General features: G+C 65.6%; 12 protein-coding genes. 5 read left to right on the top strand and 7 right to left on the bottom strand.

All coding sequences use genetic code 11. The features are described 5' to 3' along the window. Positions 1-39: 39 nt before the first annotated feature. From DBO85_RS01675 to DBO85_RS01665, 3 genes are all read left to right on the top strand, one after another. Complete coding sequence (locus tag DBO85_RS01675) at positions 40-1,182, top strand: efflux RND transporter periplasmic adaptor subunit (RefSeq protein ID WP_108104648.1); 1,143 nt, start codon at positions 40-42, stop codon at positions 1,180-1,182. After that, positions 1,179-4,304, top strand: coding sequence for an efflux RND transporter permease subunit (locus DBO85_RS01670; RefSeq protein WP_108104646.1), 3,126 nt, complete (start codon positions 1,179-1,181; stop codon positions 4,302-4,304). Before DBO85_RS01675 ends, DBO85_RS01670 begins: the two co-directional genes overlap by 4 nt. A 226-nt stretch (positions 4,305-4,530) precedes the next feature. After that, complete coding sequence (locus DBO85_RS01665) at positions 4,531-5,715, top strand: Bcr/CflA family multidrug efflux MFS transporter (RefSeq protein ID WP_108104644.1); 1,185 nt, start codon at positions 4,531-4,533, stop codon at positions 5,713-5,715. 6 nt (positions 5,716-5,721) lie between these two features. On the opposite strand, the gene DBO85_RS19285 is transcribed toward DBO85_RS01665, so the two are convergent. The 4 genes from DBO85_RS19285 to DBO85_RS01650 all read right to left on the bottom strand — a co-directional run bounded on the left by DBO85_RS19285 (position 5,722) and on the right by DBO85_RS01650 (position 12,031). Next, positions 5,722-5,892, bottom strand: a complete 171-nt coding sequence (locus tag DBO85_RS19285; protein WP_177429718.1) for a hypothetical protein — start codon at positions 5,890-5,892, stop codon at positions 5,722-5,724. A gap of 92 nt (positions 5,893-5,984) precedes the next feature. Continuing rightward, positions 5,985-9,881: a PAS domain S-box protein gene (locus tag DBO85_RS01660; RefSeq protein ID WP_108104642.1), complete on the bottom strand. Its 3,897-nt coding sequence runs from the start codon at positions 9,879-9,881 to the stop codon at positions 5,985-5,987. 442 nt (positions 9,882-10,323) lie between these two features. After that, complete coding sequence (locus DBO85_RS01655; protein ID WP_108104640.1) at positions 10,324-11,337, bottom strand: zinc-binding alcohol dehydrogenase family protein; 1,014 nt, start codon at positions 11,335-11,337, stop codon at positions 10,324-10,326. Between the two features lie 40 nt (positions 11,338-11,377). Beyond that, positions 11,378-12,031, bottom strand: a complete 654-nt coding sequence (locus DBO85_RS01650) for a TetR/AcrR family transcriptional regulator (RefSeq protein ID WP_108104638.1) — start codon at positions 12,029-12,031, stop codon at positions 11,378-11,380. A 423-nt stretch (positions 12,032-12,454) separates the two neighbouring features. On the opposite strand from DBO85_RS01650, the gene DBO85_RS01640 reads away from it, so the two are divergent. Then, positions 12,455-13,006 carry a DUF4349 domain-containing protein gene (locus DBO85_RS01640; protein ID WP_158268861.1) on the top strand — a complete coding sequence of 184 codons (552 nt, stop codon included), beginning with the start codon at positions 12,455-12,457 and terminating at the stop codon, positions 13,004-13,006. Positions 13,007-13,033: 27 nt separating this feature from the next. Here DBO85_RS01640 and DBO85_RS01635 read toward each other — a convergent pair whose 3' ends face one another. Together DBO85_RS01635 and DBO85_RS01630 are read right to left on the bottom strand one after the other, a co-directional pair. Then, positions 13,034-13,849, bottom strand: a complete 816-nt coding sequence (locus DBO85_RS01635; RefSeq protein WP_108104632.1) for an NYN domain-containing protein — start codon at positions 13,847-13,849, stop codon at positions 13,034-13,036. Between the two features lie 83 nt (positions 13,850-13,932). Further along, positions 13,933-14,400, bottom strand: a complete 468-nt coding sequence (locus DBO85_RS01630; RefSeq protein ID WP_108104630.1) for an LEA type 2 family protein — start codon at positions 14,398-14,400, stop codon at positions 13,933-13,935. Between the two features lie 199 nt (positions 14,401-14,599). Between DBO85_RS01630 and DBO85_RS01625 the strand changes: the two genes are divergently transcribed. Beyond that, a complete protein-coding gene (locus DBO85_RS01625) occupies positions 14,600-15,358 on the top strand; it encodes a hypothetical protein (protein ID WP_108104628.1) in 759 nt (252 codons plus the stop codon). A gap of 34 nt (positions 15,359-15,392) precedes the next feature. Here DBO85_RS01625 and DBO85_RS01620 read toward each other — a convergent pair whose 3' ends face one another. Beyond that, complete coding sequence (locus tag DBO85_RS01620; RefSeq protein ID WP_108104626.1) at positions 15,393-15,770, bottom strand: hypothetical protein; 378 nt, start codon at positions 15,768-15,770, stop codon at positions 15,393-15,395. Positions 15,771-15,892 lie beyond the last annotated feature (122 nt).

The following is a 15,892-nucleotide window of genomic DNA, read 5'->3' as shown; positions in this document are numbered from 1 at the left end:
CACATCCCGCCTGCTGCCTGCGTCCGCCGGAGACCGTTCATGTTGCCCGCTCGTATCGTCATTTCGTTGTTGTTCGCCTCGTTCGGTCTGGCGCCGCTGCTCGTCCAGGCCGCGCCGCCTGGCAACGACCAGCCGGCCGAGGTCACCGTGGAAACGGTAAAGGTGGCCGATTTCCCGTTGGCCCTGGAGTTTCCCGCACGCGCGTCCGGCTACCGTGAGGTCGAGGTGCGCGCGCAGGTCAGCGGCATCCTGCAGGAGCGTACCTACGAGGAAGGCAGCCAGGTGCAGAAGGGCCAGGTGCTGTTCCGCATCGATCCGCGCACTTATCAGGCGGCGCTGAGTCGTGCGCGTGCCGCGCTGGCCCAGGAGCAGGCGCGCTACCGCCAGGCCGAGCGCAACCTCAAGCGCATCCGCGAGCTGCAGGCCAAGGGCTTCGCCAGCGAGAGCGAGCTGGACAACGCCATTTCCAGCTACGAGCAGAGCCGGGCCAACATCCAGGCCGCCGAGGCCGAGCTGCAGTCGCGCCAGATCGACCTGGACTACACCACGGTCAAGGCGCCGATCTCCGGTATCACCAGCAAGGAGACCCGCTCCGAGGGCAGCCTGATGGTGGCCGGCGACCCGAATTCCAGCCTGCTGACCCAGATCACCCAGCTCGACCCGGTGTACGTCAACTTCGCCTACCCCGATCAGGTGCTCGAACGTCTGCGCGCCGATCTGCAGGAAGGGCATCTGCGCATGCCTGAAGACGGCAAACTGACCGTCGAGCTGGAGTTGGGCAATGGCGAGCGTTATCCGCACAAGGGACGGGTCGACTTCACCGACAGCCTGATCACCCGCGGCACCGGCACCGTCAGCGCGCGCGCCGTGGTGGAGAATCCCGAGCAGGTGTTGCTGCCCGGCCAGTTCGTCCGCGCGCAGGTCATCGGCCTGATCTACCCGGCAGCCATCGCGGTGCCGGAGCGGGCGGTGGTGCAGAGTTTGCGCGGCACCGCGGTGATGCTGGTGAACGCGCAGGGCAAGGCCGAGGAACGGCTGGTAAAGACCGGCACCACGGCCAACCAGCGCTGGCTGATCCTGGAAGGGCTCAAGGCCGGTGACCAGGTGATCGTCGAGGGTCTGCCCAAGGTGATGCCGGGTGCGCCGGTCAAGGTGGTCAGCGCCCCGGAGGCTGCCCAGTGATCGCGCGCTACTTCATCGACCGACCGGTATTCGCCGGTGTGCTGTCGATCATCATCGCCATCGCCGGCCTGATCGCCATGCGCGGTCTGCCGATCGCCCAGTACCCGGACATCGTTCCGCCCCAGGTGGTGGTCAGCGCCGCCTATCCGGGCGCCAGCTCGGAGGTGATCGCCAGCACGGTCGCGGCGCCGCTGGAGCAGCAGATCAACGGCGTGCCGAACATGCTTTACCAGAACTCGGTGGCCTCCAGCAGCGGCACGCTGCGGATCACCGTGTCGTTCCAGGTCGGCACCGACCCGGACCAGGCCACCATCGACGTCAACAACCGGGTCTCCGCGGCACTCGCCAAGCTGCCCGAGGAAGTGCGCCGGCAGGGCGTGCAGGTGCAGAAGCGCTCGGCGGCGATCCTGCAGGTGGTCAACATGTATTCCCCGGATGGCTCGCGCGATCCGGTGTTCCTCAGCAACTACGCGCTGGTCAACGTCATCGACGAGATCAAGCGCCTGCCCGGCGTCGGTGATGCCAGCCAGTTCGGCGCCAAGGACTACTCCATGCGCATCTGGCTGCGCCCGGACAAACTGGCCCAGTACGGCATGACGCCGAGCGACGTGGCCCAGGCCATCGGCACCCAGAACTCGCAATTCGCCGCCGGCAGCTTCGGCCAGCAGCCGATGGGCGCGGAGCAGGAGTTCACCTATTCGGTGACCACCCTGGGACGTTTCGCCGATGTCGCCGAGTTCGAGAACATCCTTCTGCGCACCGATGCCAATGGCGCCAGCCTGCGGCTGAAGGATGTCGCCCGGGTCGAGCTCGGCGCCAAGGATTACGCCTTCCAGGCCACGCTGAACGGCAAGCCGGCCGCGGCGTTCGGCATTTTCCTGCAGCCTGGGGCCAATGCCCTGGAGACGGCAGAGAACGTGCGCAAGGCGATGGAGGAGATGTCCGCCCGTTTCCCCGAGGGGGTCGACTACCGCATTCCCTATGACACCACCAAGTTCGTCGAGGCCTCGATCAGCGAGGTCGTGAAGACCTTCTTCGAGGCCATGCTGCTGGTGGTGCTGGTGGTCTTCCTGTTCCTGCAGAACTGGCGCGCGACGCTGATTCCGGTGCTGGCGATCCCGGTGTCGCTGGTCGGCACCTTTGCCGGCATGTACATGATGGGCTTCTCGATCAACCTGCTGACGCTGTTCGGGCTGGTGCTGGCCATCGGCATCGTGGTGGATGACGCCATCGTGGTGATCGAGAACGTCGAGCGGGTGATGCGTACCGAAAAGCTCGGCCCGCGCGAAGCGGCGATCAAGGCGATGGATGAAGTCACCGGGCCGATCATCTCGATCGTGCTGGTGCTCTGCGCGGTGTTCGTCCCGGTGGCGCTGATGGACGGTCTTGCCGGGCAGATGTACCGCCAGTTCGCGATGACCATCGCGATCTCGGTGATCATCTCCGGCATCGTCGCGCTGACCCTGAGCCCGGCGCTTTGCGCGGTCATGCTCAAGCCCGGCGAACATGAGCCGGCAGCGCCGTTCCGCTGGTTCAACCGCCAGTTCGATCGGATCACCGCCGGCTACAGCGTCGGCGTGCGCTTCCTGCTCAAGCGCGTGCTGCTCGGCCTGCTGCTGTTCATCGGCATGATCGGCGTGACCGCCTGGATCTTCACCCGCGTGCCCTCGGCGCTGGTGCCCGAGGAAGACCAGGGCTACGTGATCGCGGCCTACTACCTGCAGCCAGCCGCGTCACTGACACGGACCCAGAAAGTCACCAGCGACGTGACCGAGCAGTTGCTCGAGCATGAAGCGGTAGCCAACGTGGTGACGTTCGCCGGCTTCGACGTGCTTTCGTTCGGCCAGCGCTCCAACGCCGGGGTGTCGTTCATCCCGCTCAAGGACTGGAGCGAGCGCAAGAGCGCCGAGCTGGATGCGCGCAACTTCACCCACGCGGTGGGTGAGATGGGCTCCGAGGAGACCCGGCGCAACGCCATGGTCATGGCCTTCAACCCGCCGCCGATTTCCGGCATGAGTACCACCGGTGGTTTCGAGGCCTATATCCAGGACCGCGCCGCCCAGGGCACCGCGGCGCTGGCCGAGATCAGCCAGAAGTTCGTCGAGGAAGCGGCCAAGCGGCCGGAGCTGGATGGCGTGCGGACGACCTTCGACGCCAGCATTCCGCAGTACTTCGTCGACCTGGACCGTAACAAGGCGCGTGCCCTGGGCGTGCCGGTGAACGATGTTTTCACCGCCATGCAGAGCACTTTCGGCAGCTTCTACGTCAATGACTTCACCCTGTTCGGACGTACCTATCAGGTAAGCATGCAGTCGGAAGCGGAGTTCCGCCGCAAGCCGGAGGACCTGAATCAGGTGTTCGTGCGCTCCAGTACCGGGGAAATGATCCCGCTCAGCTCGCTGGTCAAGGTCAATCGGGTGCTCGGGCCGGATACCTACGAGCGCTTCAACGTCTATCCGGCGGCCAAGGTGATGGGCAGCCCGGCGCCCGGCTACAGCTCCGGCCAGGCGCTGCAGGCCGCGCGCGAGGTCGCCGATCAGGTGCTCGGCAGCGACTATTCGCTGGCCTGGACCGGCTCGGCGTTCCAGGAGGTGGCCACCCAGGGCACCGGCAACACCGCGTTCATCTTCGGCCTGATCATGGTCTTCCTGATTCTCGCCGCGATGTACGAGCGCTGGACCCTGCCGATCGCGGTGATCACCGCGGTGCCCTTCGCGGTGTTCGGCGCGATTCTGGCGATCTGGCTGCGCGGCATCGCCAACGACGTGTATTTCCAGGTCGGTCTGGTGACGCTGATCGGCCTGGGCGCGAAGAACGCGATCCTGCTGGTGGAGTTCGCCGTGCTGCGGCGCAGCGAAGGGCTGGGCATCCGTGAGGCGGCGCTGGACGCGGCGCGGCTGCGTTTCCGTCCGATCGTGATGACGTCGCTGGCGTTCATTCTCGGCGTGGTACCGCTGGCCATCAGTTCAGGGGCCGGTTCGGCCAGCCGCCACTCCATCGGCACCGGGGTGATCGGCGGGATGATCGCCGCGACCGTATTGGCGATGCTGTTCGTGCCGATGTTCTACGAGTTGGTCGAGAAGGGCACGGAGCGCCTGCGTCGTCGTCGCGCCGCACCGTAGGTTGGGCCGCAAGGCCCAACAGCATGCCGCCGATACATACCGGGGCCAGTTCCTCGCGGGATGGATGAAAGCCGCTCCGCAGGGATCTTTGCGCAGTTGTCCGTTGGGCCTCGCGACGCTCGGCGCCAGCCTGCGGAGGTTAGGCCAGGGCGCCTGCGAGGCGCATTCCGATGATCGATGAGCCTTTGCCGAGACCGTTTATGAACCAAAGAACACCGGATCGCCCATGACCCTTCGCCTGCTGCTGATCCTCGGTGCACTGACGGCTTTCGGCCCGCTGGCCATCGACTTCTACCTGCCGGCGTTCCCCGCGCTGGCGCGCGCGTTCGGTACCGATGTCGATCAGGTGCAGTTGTCGCTGTCGGCGTACTTCGTCGGCATTGCCCTGGGTCAGCTGATCTACGGCCCGCTGGCCGACCGCTTCGGCCGGCGGCCGCCGCTGCTGGCGGGCATCACGCTATTTACTCTGGCCTCGCTGGGCTGCGCCCTGGCGCCCAGCCTCGACTGGTTGATCGGCGCGCGCTTCGTCCAGGCCCTCGGCGGTTGCGCCGGCATGGTCATCGCGCGCGCGGTGGTACGTGACCTGTGCGACCCACTGAATACCGCGCGGGTCTTCTCGCAGCTGATGCTGGTGATGGGGGTGGCGCCAATCCTGGCTCCGGCGGCCGGCGGCCTGATGCTCCAGGTGCTCGGCTGGCAATCGATCTTCATCGGTCTGGCGCTGTTTTCCGCCCTGTGTCTACTGGCGGTATGGCTCTGGCTGCCGGAGAGCTTTCCTGCCGGCGAGGTGCCTGCGCCGCTGAGCGGAGCGTTCGCCCACTATCGTCGGCTGCTGGGGGAGGGCGAATTCATGGGGCATGCACTGACCGGTGCCTTTGCCATGGCTGGCATGTTCGCCTACATCACCGCCTCGCCATTCGTCTTCATCGAGCTCTATGGCATCAGCGAATCCAGCTATGGCTGGCTGTTCGGCGCCAACGCGGCGGGATTCATCCTGATGGCCCAGGTCAACGCGCAACTGGTCAGGCGGCACGGCCCGGCCTTTCTGTTGCCGCGCACGGTGGCGGCCTATCTGCTGTTCGCCGCAGTGCTGGTAGCGCTGACCTGGTCGCAGCGGGCGAGCTTCTGGCCACTGCTGCCGCCCCTGTTCATCTGCTTGGCCAGCCTGGGTTGCATCATTCCCAATGCCAGCGCCTGTGCGATGGCCGGGCAGGCCAGTCATGCCGGCAGCGCCTCGGCGCTGCTGGGCTTTCTGCAGTTCGGCATTGCTGCACCGGTGGCTGCGCTGGTGGCGTTCTTCCATGACGGCAGCGCGCTGCCGATGAGCCTGGCCATCGCCTTGTGCGCGGCGGCGTCCTTGCTGGCGGCGTTGCTGACGCTATGGCGGGCGGCCCGGACGGCGACGGTCTGAGACCGGTCAGCCGGCCTGGCGCTCCTGCCAGGGCAGTGGGTGCGGCGCCTGCAGGCGCGCCTGCAAGGTCGCCAGGAAGGCCCGCGCCTCCTCTTCGCTGCGGAAACTGACGCGGTGGCGATCCAGCAGAACCTGCCAGCCATCACCCTGCGAAGCCTTGCGTAGAAGCACTTTCATCGACGTCACCTCCTCGGTGGGAGGTTCTACTCTAGTCCCCTGCCATGAAGGATCCGTGATCCGGATCAATTCAACTGGCCGTTGCGCGGGGTTCAGCTGCGCTGCGGTTTTTCCTGCCTGGCCGGCAGCTCGTTCCAGCAGCCGGGCAGTGCCTCCGGCGGCAGCGCACGACTGAACAGATAGCCCTGGCACTGCTCGCAGCCCAGTTGACGCAGGGTGGCAAGCTGCTCCGGGGTTTCCACGCCTTCGGCGAGTATCTTCAGTTCCAGATTGCGCGCCAGACCGATGATGGTAGAGACGATCTCCAGATTGCCGCGGTCCTCGGGGACGCCGCGCATGAAGCTCTGGTCGATCTTTAGCTTGTCCAGCGGGAAACTGCGCAGGTAGCCGAGCGATGAGTAGCCGGTGCCGAAATCGTCCACTGCCAGCTGCACGCCGAGCTGCTTCAGGGTGGCCAGGGTCGCGCGCGCCTGCTCGACATCGTCGACCAGCGCGCCTTCGGTGATTTCCAGTTCCAGGCAATGTGCCGGCAGGCCACTCATGCGCAGCGCCTCGCGCACCTGGCCGAGCAGATCGGCCTTGCGGAACTGGCGCGGTGACAGGTTCACCGCCAGGGTCTGCAGCGGCAATCCTTCGCGGCGCCAGATCTGTGCCTGGCGACAGGCCTCGCGCAGCACCCAGGCACCGATCGGGATGATCAGCCCGGTTTCCTCCGCCATGGGGATGAAGTCGCTGGGCGAGACGGTACCGTCCTCGCTTTCCCAGCGCAGCAGCGCCTCGACACCGAATGCTTCGCCGCTGGCGACGTCGATCAACGGCTGGTAGTGCAGGCAGAACTCGCCCTGGCGCAGGGCCTTGCGCAGGCGCGCTTCGAGCGTCAGGCGCAGGTTGGCGCGCTCGGTCAGCGCCTGGGTGTAGTAGCGATAGCTGTTGCGCCCTTCGGCCTTGGCCTGGTTGAGCGCCGCGTCGGCGTTACGAATCAGTTCTTCGCCGCCGAAGCCATCGTTGGGGTAGACGCTGATGCCGATGCAGCCGCCCAGATAGGCCTCGCGGCCATCGCTCAGGGACAGCGGGGTCTCGAACAGGTTGAGCAGGGCGCGGGCGATCAGCGCCGCCTCCTCGGGGCTGGGGATGTCTTCGAGGATGACCATGAACTCGTCACCGCCGAAGCGCGCCAGGGTGTCCTCGCAGCGCAGGCGCTCCTGCAGGCGGCGGGATACGCCGATCAGCAGCTCGTCACCGACCGGCAGACCCAGGCCGTCGTTGACCGTTTTGAAGTCATCCAGATCGACCAGCAGCACGGCCAGCTTCTCGTTGCGCCGGCGGGCGTGGTCGAGGGCGTGGGACAGGCGATTCATGGCGAACAGGCGGTTCGGCAGGCCGGTCAGCGGGTCGAAGTTGGCCAGCTGCGCCAGGCGTGCCTGGCTTTCCTTGGTCTGGCTCAGGTCGCTGAAGATCAGCACGTACTGCGGGGTTTCCGGGTCGCCGTCGCGCACCCGGCTGGCGGTCAGCCACAAGGGCAGCAGGGTGCCGTCGTTCTTGCGGGTGGTCAGCTCACCCTGCCAGCGACCTTCCGCCAGCAGGCTGTGCCAGAGCTCGCGATAGCGCGCCCGATCCTCGCTGCCTTGCAGGGTCAGGCTCAGGCGCTGGCCGAAGGTCTGTTGCGGGTCCATCCCGGTGATGTCGCAGAATGCCGGGTTGCTGGTGAGAATGCGCCGTCGGGCATCGACGATGGCGACCGCTTCATGGGTACTGTCGAACACGGTCGCGGCCTGTTGCAGCGCCTGTTCCTGCTCCTTGCGCAGGCTGATGTCTTCGATGACCACCACGAAGTACAGCGGCTTGCGCTGGTCATCGCGGACCAGGGTGACGTTCAGTCGGGCCCAGAGCAGCGCGCCGTGCTCGCGCAGGAAGCGCTTTTCCAGTCGATAGGAGTCGATCTCGCCGACGAGGATGCGTGCCGCCTGGCGCATTTCTTCCGGCAGGTCCTCCTGGCAGGAAAGCTCCTGATAGGTGGATTGCAGCAGCGCTTCGCGCGAGTAGCCGAGCATCTGGCACATGCGCTCGTTGACCCGTAACCAGTGGCCGTCCGGCGACAGCTGGGCGATACCGACCGCGGCCTGCTCGAATGTCGCGCGAAAGCGCTGTTCGCTCTCCAGGCGTGCCTGCTCGCGCTGCTGCTGCTGGATCGCCAGGCCAGCCAGCCGGGTGAACTCGGTGAGCAGCGCGACCGATTCCTCGTCGGGCTCGCCGCGCTTGCGCATGTAGACGGCAAAGGTGCCGAGCAGGGCGTCGGTGTCGTCGCGAAATGGCAGCGACCAGCAGGAGGCAAAGCCGGCGCGGCCGGCCATGCTGGCGACTTCCGGGTCACCGGTCTGCAGGTCACTGATTGCCAGCGGCCCACCGCTACTCAGGGCCTGGGTGCAGAGACCGCGTGGGCCGAGGCGTTCGAAGGCACTGGCGAATCCCTCCGGCATGCTCGGTGCCGCGGCGAGACGCAACTGTCCATCGTCGTCGAGCAGCGCGATGGACACGCGCAGCTCGGGCATCAGCTCCTCGAGGCGCCGGGCGATACCTTCGAGGATGCTGGTCAGCGGCAGCTGACCCAGCACTTCGTCGAGCACCGCATTGCGCGCCTGTTGCAGCTTGCGTGCGTGGTGTCTGGCGTGAATGTCCTGGATGCTGCCGCGCAGGCCGGCATCGGGACCGTCGCCCGCAGCCAATGCCAGCTCCACCCAGCGCGGATTGCCGGCGTGATCGAGCAGACGGCATTCGCCGCGCCACAGCGGCAGGTCGCCCGCGCGGATGGCCGCTGCCTGGCGACTCAGCAGCGCGGCATCCTCCTCGGGCATGAAGCGGGTCAGCGGCTGGCCCAGCGATTGGCGTCGGGACTGCCCGGTGAGGCGTTCCCAGGCCGGATTGATCAGGTTCAGGCGCAGGTCGCGATCGGTCAGGAAGATGACTTCCGCAAGGTGCTCGACCAGGTCGCGATAGCGTTGTTCGCTCTGTTGCAGGTCGAGATGGATGCGCTGCTGTTCGCTGAGGTCGATGTCGACGCAGTAGAGCTCGGATTCGTTGTGCAGATTGCGCAGCAGGATCTGACTCGAATAGACCGGCACCAGGCTGCCGTCGTGTCGCTGCATGCGGGTTTCGCAGGCGCTGCCCGGCGTGCCCTGATCGAACCAGTGGAGGAACTGGCCGCTGATCGAATCGTGGCGCTCCGCTGGCAGTATCAGCTCTTCCATCCGCTGGCCGAGGGCCTGCTCGGCGCTGTAGCCATACAGGCGCACGCTGCCGGGGTTCCAGTAGATCACCCGGCGCTGCCGATCGTAGCCCTGCACGGCGATGTGCGGCGTCTGCTCGAACAGCTGGCGCAGGCGCAGTTCGCTCTCGCGCAACTGCTCCTGCTCCTGCATCTGTTGGCTGATGTCCTGAAGGGTGCCTATCGCGCGTCCCGGACCTTCTGCGTCACCGATCAGCCGCAGCCATACCGGCCTGCCGGCACGTTGCCGCAGCAGGCGGACGTTCACGGCAAAGGGTTCGCCGCGCGCGAGCAGTTGCAGGCACTGCTCCATCGCCGGGCGGTCCGCCGGGTGCAGCCAGTCGAGAAACTCGCCGGAATCGCCACTGTGCGGAGTCTCTTCGGATTGCCCGAGCAGGCGCAGCGCGGCGGCGGACCAGTGAAAGCCCTTGAACCAGCTCCAGTCGGCCAGCGCGGCGTTGCGCTGCGCCTGCAGCAACTGGCGGTTGCTCAGCGCCAGGCTGTCCAGATGTCGCTGGCGGTTGAGTTCGTGGCGTAGCGCGAGGATGAACAGCAGCATGCCGCTGGAGGCGATGAACAGCATGCCCTTGAGGCTCTGCATTTCGCTCAGCGTTGGCGGATCGAGGCCGAGCCAGAGCAACAGCCGGTCGCTGGCAATGATCCAGGCAGCGCCGAACAGCAGATAGAAAAAGCTCAGGCGCAGCGGTTGGGAAAGATCGGGTCGCATCCATACCCCGAGAGTCAGAGAACACAGTGGTCGACCTTCTGCTTTCGGCAGAAGGCTACGAGACTTCAATGACAACCCGAAAGCTGCGCATTCTCGCCAAGCTGTCCAGCACACGACCCCTGCATTCCGGCTCGGAGACGAAGACTTTCCGAGGCCAGGCTGCGACGGCGCTAGAGGCCGGGGCCGCCAGTGAATAACAGGCTGGTCGGCACGTGGGTGCGTGCTGGCTTGACCAGTGAAGCTAGCAGCCTTGTTGAGGCCTTTCAATGAAAAGGATGAAAATAGTTCTAAGTATTAGTTTGACTATAGCGACAGGTTTTAAGTGATAAAGGAGCCGCTCTAGCGCCTTGGTTTGCGCTGGCGGAACCGGCGTTCAGTATTTGGTTGGCGAGCGCCAAGCGCAACGGCTGGACATGCCCGCTCGTCGCGTTGGCGCAGTTGCTCAGAATCCTTGCAGGACGATCTTGCCGCGGGACGTGCCGCTTTCCAGCAGCGCGTGGGCGCGGCGCAGGTTGGCTGCCTCGATTCGTCCGAAGTGGGCGGCCAGGGTGGTCTTCAGCACGCCGGCGTCGATCAGCTCGGCGACCCGGTTGAGCAGATGATGCTGGGCGATCATGTCGGGCGTGCCGAACAGCGAACGGGTGTACATGAACTCCCAGTGCAGCGACAGGCTCTTGCGCTTGAGCTTGAGGATGTCCAGCGCCGCAGGGTCGTCGATCAGCGCCAGGCGGCCTTGCGGCGTGAGGGCCTCAACCAGTTGATCGAAGTGCTGATCGGTGTGTGTCAGGCTGGCGACCCGCTCCACCTGATCTATGCCCAGCGCGCGCAGCTCGGCGTGCAGTGGGCGACGGTGATCGATCACCAGGTGCGCGCCCAGCGTCTGTAGCCACTCCCTGCTCTCGGCCCGGCCGCAGGTGGCGATGATCTGCAGACCGGTCAGTTGACGGGCAAGCTGGACGAGGATCGAACCGACTCCGCCCGCCGCGCCGACGATCAGCAGCGAGCCCGCAGCTGTCGTGCTCTCCGGCGTCACGCCGAGGCGTTCGAACAGCAGTTCCCAGGCGGTGATGGCGGTCAGTGGCAGTGCCGCCGCCTGAGCGAAGTCGAGACTGTGCGGCATACGCCCGACGATGCGTTCGTCGACCAGATGCAGTTCGCTGTTGGCACCGGGCCGGTCGATGGCGCCGGCGTAGTAGACCCGGTCACCGGGGCGGAACAGGCTGACCTCGCTGCCGACCGCTTTCACCACGCCAGCGACATCCCAGCCCAGTACCTTGAGCTCGCCGGCCGGCGGCGCCTGGTTGCGGCGGATCTTGGTGTCCACCGGATTGACCGATATCGCCTGTACCTCCACCAACAGGTCACGCGTGCCCGGTTCGGGCTCGGGCAGCTCGACATCGAGGAGCGCTGCAGGATCGCTGGTGGGCAGGCACTGGCGGTAGGCGACAGCTTTCATCGGTGAGTCTCCGGCGTAGGGGGCGTCGATGATCGCCGAATCAGTACACCGGCGTCAGCCCGCAGCCTTTCAGAATCAGCTGCACCAGGCTGTCGGCGGCGCGCTCGTAGTCCTCGCGGGTGAGACGCCGGCGCCCGCTGAGACGAGCGATCTGGCTGGTGAAATCGGCGTAGTGCTGGGTGCTGCTCCAGAGTAGGAAGATCAGGTGTACCGGGTCGACCGGGTCCATCTTGCCGGCATCGATCCAGGCCTGGAGAACGGCGGCTCGGCCGCGGAACCAGTCCAGATAGTCCTGGTTGAAATGGCTGCTGAGGTGCTCGCCACCGGAGATCATCTCCATGGCGAAGACCCGCGAGGCGAGCGGGCGGCGCCGGGAGAACTCCATCTTGGTACGGATATAGGCAGCCAGTGCGGTGGCCGGATCATCTTCCACGGCAAGTCCGCTGAAACTCTGGTCCCATAGGTCGAGGATGTTGCTCAGCACGGCGATGTAGAGCCCCAGCTTGTTGCTGAAGTAATAGTGCAGATTCGCCTTGGGCAGATTTGCCGCCAGGGCGATGGCGTTCATGCTGGTGCCCTTGTAGCCGTGCCTGGCGAACTCCACCTCGGCGGCAGCGATGATCGCCTGGACGTTCTTCTGGCGGATGCGCCCGGCGGGACGCAGAAGGGTAGCGGCTGGGGTTGCGCAGTTCATGGAACAGTATTTCCTGAGGGCTGGCGAATTGATATTGCAGCGGTGGACGCACGTTCTATTGTCCGGGGCACCGGCATTTGCCACCTTCACCCGTACGGGTGGAAAAGCCGCGTTGCAGAGCGGCGCGTTGGTGGAAAGCCGGTGGCAGAGGTGGGTGTCGAAAAAAGCGAGTGGGACGGCGACGCAAGTCACGTCAATCAGGGCGTGCGCGCTCTATCATCAGCGCCCCGCGCGTTCGAGCGCCATTTCGAGGATTCACGGATGAAGCAGTACCTTCGCCACTGGTTTGGTCTGGCATGCCTGGTGTTGCTTGGCGGTCTCGCCGGCTGCTCATCAAAGGGCGGTTTCGAACCGGGATCCGGGTCGTCCGCGCCTGCGCCCTTGGCTGGCGCGCAGTCGTCACCCTCGGCGGCGAGCGGAAGGATGCTGGTGTGGACCGCAAAGATGGGCATCGAGGTGGAGGATCTGAACGCCGCCGCCGCCCAGCTGGATTCGCAGATGGCGGACCTTGGCGGCTACGTCGAGGAGCGTGGCGACTACGGCAGCCAGCGCCGGCGCTTCGTCTTCCGGGTACCCAGCGCGGCATTCGAGACGGCGCTGAATACCCTGGAGCAGACGGGCGAGGTGCGTTCGCGCGAGGTGAAGGGAGTGGACGTTACCGAGCAGTACGTTGACCTCGAAACACGTCTCGCCAACAACCGCGCTCTGCGTGATCGCCTGCGCGAGCTGCTGGCCAAGGCCCGTGAGGTCAAGGACATCCTGCTGATCGAAACCGAGCTGAACCGCCTGCAGTCGGAGATCGACTCGATGGAAGCGCGCCTGCGCCTGCTCGGCGACCAGGTCCAACTGGCCACCCTGACCGTCGACCTCTATCAGAAGCAGGCGGCCAAGCCGCGGACCATCTACGGGCCGCTCGGTTACCTGTACAAGGGCACCGAGTGGTTCGTCACCAAGCTGTTCGTGATCCGCGAATAGCCCTTGAAGGTGCGGCGGGGGTGAGTTTCAGCGTTCGCCCTTGCCGGCCTTGCGGTTGCGCACGTTGACCTGCTTGCCGCTGCTGCCGCCACTGCCCAGCTCCTGCAATTCGAAGCGTTTCGGCTGTGCCTTCAGCAGGTCGCTGAGTTTCCTGAAGCCATAGAGGCGTGCATCGAAGTCGGGGCGCAGCTTGGTGATGTTCTGGCCCAGGGCGCCCAGGCCGGTCCAGCCATCGTCGTCGGAAATGTCGTCGATGACCTTGGCGATGAACTCCACCGGCACCTTGGGCTTCTTCGCCGCGGCGGGCGCCGCGCTGCCTTCGGCTGCTTTTGCTGCAGCGCTGGAGCGCTCCGCGCTCGCCGGCTCGGCACCCGCTTCGGCCGCATCGGCCCGCAGGATCTCGGTATAGATGAACTTGTCGCAGGCGGAAACGAAGGGCTTGGGCGTCTTCTGCTCGCCAAAACCGTAGACGGTGAGCCCTTCCTCGCGCAGGCGCACGGCGAGACGGGTGAAGTCGCTGTCGCTGGAGACCAGGCAGAAGCCGTCGAAGCGGCCGGTATAGAGCAGATCCATGGCGTCGATGATCAGCGAGCTGTCGGTCGCGTTCTTGCCCTTGGTGTAGGCGAACTGCTGCATCGGTTGGATCGAGTGATCGAGCAGCACCTTCTTCCAGCCGCCCAGGTTGGGCTGGGTCCAGTCGCCATAGATACGCTTGACGCTGGCCACGCCGTAGCGGGCGATTTCCTCGAACAGACCTTCGACGATGGCGGCCGGTGCGTTGTCCGCATCGATCAGAACGGCGAGGTGCTTCTGCAGACGGGGGCTGGGGGAACGAGCGGCCATGCGGCTTCCTTGGTAGTCGGAGATCACTCGACCTTACGTCGATTGCCCGCGCGCCGCCAGCGCCGGCAGGATTGCGCCTGGGTTCAGGGACGCTCCGCCGGCGGCCAGTCCAGCGTGCCCTCATTGCTGAAGCGGCTGCTGCCGAAGGGCCCGCCAGCCAGCTTGCCGTGCAGGCGATAGGGCACGCCGCTGGCAGGCTGGGTGGCGGACAGGCTCCACAGCTGGCGGCTGACCGAAAACGCCGAAACGCTCATCGGGATGTCCAGCAGCACCTCGCCGAAGCGCGGCACCTGTCCGCTCTGATCGCTGACGCCGCGCGCCAGCGGCTTGCCGTTGACGTCCAGTGCCAGCGCTATGCCGCGGTATGAAACCGCGGTGTCGTTGGGGTTGATGACCCGCAGGCGGACCAGAAAGCGCATTTCCAGCTCCTGTCCCGGCAGTGGGCGGATACCCGCCAGATCGATCTGCAACGGATCACGCCCGGACAGGCTGGCGCAGCCGCTGAGCAGGCCGCAAAGCAGCAGTGCAAATGCTAGATGGAATGTTCGCATGGCAGTCTCGCAGGCCTGTGGGTAGATGCGGGTCAGACAGCGCGCAGATGGTATTGCTCGCTCGCTGGCTCTGGGCGGTCGGCGCAGCTGTCTGTCATCCAGCGTGGCTGTGCGGACATTTGCGCCAGTGCTCGGTCGCCTGCGGCATTTTGCGCTTTACTGCAGTACCAGAGTCGCCATCACTCGCGCGGTGCATGATATGGATCATCCTCTGCTGCCGATTGCAGATTCGCGTGCGGGTCGCGTGGCAGGCTTGTGCCTGTCCTTCGGGCTGCTGCTGGCGCTGGGCGGTTGCAGCGGCAAGCTGGACAATCAGTCGATTCTGCAGGAGCGCAGTCAGGCGCATCCGGGCGAGCTGTTCCAGAGTGACGTCGATCGGATGGCGACCCTGGCGATGCGCAACAACCTTGCCAGCCTGTATCGGCTGATGCACAAGCTCTATCTGCGCAATCCGCGTGAGTGGCGCAAGAGTGGCGCGCCCGACCTGGCGACGGCCGAGCGCCGCATCCAGCAGGCGATCGAGCACAGTCAGAACCTTCCGGAGCTGGGCGGGCGTCGCGATATCGCCGCCCTCGGCTACGCCCTGGGGCCGGATTTTCATGGGGATCGCGTCGGCGCCTACATCTATGCTCTGGGTAGCATGCTGGTCACCGCCCACGGTGGTCGTACCGAGTTCTACCTGACCGACAGCTTCAATGCCGAGTTCATCCACAATGCCGCGCGCAATATCGAGAAGGCTGCCTGGATGTTGCGCAACCGCACTGACGCGCTGGGGCGTCCGCTGCTGCTGTCGGACGAAATCAGTGCCCAGGGGCAGAACCTCAGCTATGCGGTGGAGTTCGGCAAGATGACCGCCCGCCTCGATCTGCTCACCCACATGCTCGAAGAACGCTATCGGCGGATCGGGGTGAACTACGCCCAGGGTCTGCTGTTCATGAACCTGCTGCCGGTGCAGTAGAGCGAAGCCGGCTCCGGGGCCGGCTCCGCGGCGTTCACCAGCGGCGATGGTCGTGATTGCGATGCCCGCGATCATGGTAGCGATGCCCATGGTAGTGGCGGTCGGAGTGGTAGCGGTGCGGGCGATAGTGCTGTCCGTCACGGTAGCCGTGTCGCGGAACGACGTAGACCGGGTAAGGCTGATAGTGAACCGGTGGGGGTGTGTAGTAGACCACCCGTGGAGGCGGCGCGGCGCGGTAGTGCCGGTGGTGATCGTAGTGGCGCCGGTCGGACTGGTGGCCGGCGACGACGCTGCCGATCACGGCACCGGCGATCGCTCCGACGACCCAATCGTTGCGATCACCGGCGACGGCCTGGTTGGCCAGTAGCAGGCAGGCTGTAAGCAGAAGCGTACGTGGCAGTTGGCGAAGCATGGCGGTACTCCTGATTGCAACGGGAGTGATCGCTCCCGTCAGGACATGAAACCGGCGTCGGGTCGCGACTGCGACCGGGTTTCGCTGCGGTTTCGCCGTGCCTGGCTATGCGCTCGAACAGG

This window comes from Pseudomonas mangrovi (assembly GCF_003052585.1).
Classification (GTDB): domain Bacteria; phylum Pseudomonadota; class Gammaproteobacteria; order Pseudomonadales; family Pseudomonadaceae; genus Aquipseudomonas; species Aquipseudomonas mangrovi.
The sequence above is the reverse complement of the archived record's forward strand: the minus strand, read 5'-3'. Positions and strand labels throughout refer to the sequence as shown.

Bases quoted from the DNA above. Each gene is read 5' to 3' on its own strand.
- DBO85_RS01675 (WP_108104648.1), top strand. From the start codon at position 40: ATGTTGCCCGCTCGTATCGTCATTTCGTTGTTGTTCGCCTCGTTCGGT.
- DBO85_RS01665 (WP_108104644.1), top strand. From the start codon at position 4,531: ATGACCCTTCGCCTGCTGCTGATCCTCGGTGCACTGACGGCTTTCGGC.
- DBO85_RS19285 (WP_177429718.1), bottom strand. From the start codon at position 5,892: ATGAAAGTGCTTCTACGCAAGGCTTCGCAGGGTGATGGCTGGCAGGTT.
- DBO85_RS01660 (WP_108104642.1), bottom strand. From the start codon at position 9,881: ATGCGACCCGATCTTTCCCAACCGCTGCGCCTGAGCTTTTTCTATCTG.
- DBO85_RS01655 (WP_108104640.1), bottom strand. From the start codon at position 11,337: ATGAAAGCTGTCGCCTACCGCCAGTGCCTGCCCACCAGCGATCCTGCA.
- DBO85_RS01650 (WP_108104638.1), bottom strand. From the start codon at position 12,031: ATGAACTGCGCAACCCCAGCCGCTACCCTTCTGCGTCCCGCCGGGCGC.
- DBO85_RS01640 (WP_158268861.1), top strand. From the start codon at position 12,455: ATGCTGGTGTGGACCGCAAAGATGGGCATCGAGGTGGAGGATCTGAAC.
- DBO85_RS01635 (WP_108104632.1), bottom strand. From the start codon at position 13,849: ATGGCCGCTCGTTCCCCCAGCCCCCGTCTGCAGAAGCACCTCGCCGTT.
- DBO85_RS01630 (WP_108104630.1), bottom strand. From the start codon at position 14,400: ATGCGAACATTCCATCTAGCATTTGCACTGCTGCTTTGCGGCCTGCTC.
- DBO85_RS01625 (WP_108104628.1), top strand. From the start codon at position 14,600: ATGGATCATCCTCTGCTGCCGATTGCAGATTCGCGTGCGGGTCGCGTG.
- DBO85_RS01620 (WP_108104626.1), bottom strand. From the start codon at position 15,770: ATGCTTCGCCAACTGCCACGTACGCTTCTGCTTACAGCCTGCCTGCTA.